Source organism: Treponema sp. R80B11-R83G3 (assembly GCF_054786115.1).
The window spans coordinates 1-470 of sequence record NZ_BDHF01000484.1 but is presented as its reverse complement, the minus strand read 5'-3'; the positions used below and the strand labels follow the sequence as shown (position 1 = coordinate 470).

Annotated in this window: 1 protein-coding gene; it reads right to left on the bottom strand. The window is 51.3% G+C overall.

Annotated features, from left to right (window positions below; all coding sequences use genetic code 11):
* The coding region (locus ACYVRH_RS14585) for a GltB/FmdC/FwdC-like GXGXG domain-containing protein (protein WP_461257586.1) at positions 1-470 on the bottom strand (470 nt) is incomplete at both ends.

Here is a 470-nt window from a genome sequence, read left to right as displayed (position 1 = left end):
GGCTACTTCCTCAATGACCTGTTCGGGAAGCGACGTAAGTTCTTTGTCAGTTCTGATGAAAATTTTTCCCCCGTGCATTCCCGTCCCTGTAAAATACCAGACAGGAACGTCTTGTGAACCGATGCCAAGCACCACAATCAATCCGCCCGCAAGATATTCGCCAAGAAAACTCCCGGCTTTGCCGCCGATTACGATTACAGGTTTTTTTTCTTTATACTCTTTCATGTGGATGCCGGTTCTGTACCCTGCGTTGCCTTTTACAAAAATACAGCCGCCCCTCATGGCATAGCCGAGCGCGTCTCCGGCGTTGCCGTGGATTATGATCTTGCCATCGTTCATAGTATCGCCAACCGCATCCTGAGCGTTGCCATGCACCTCGATAGTACCGCCGTCCAGATAGGCTCCCAATGCGTTGCCTGGCGTTCCTTTTATGGTCAGGTGCTTGCCTTTCATGCCGCTGCCGATAAACC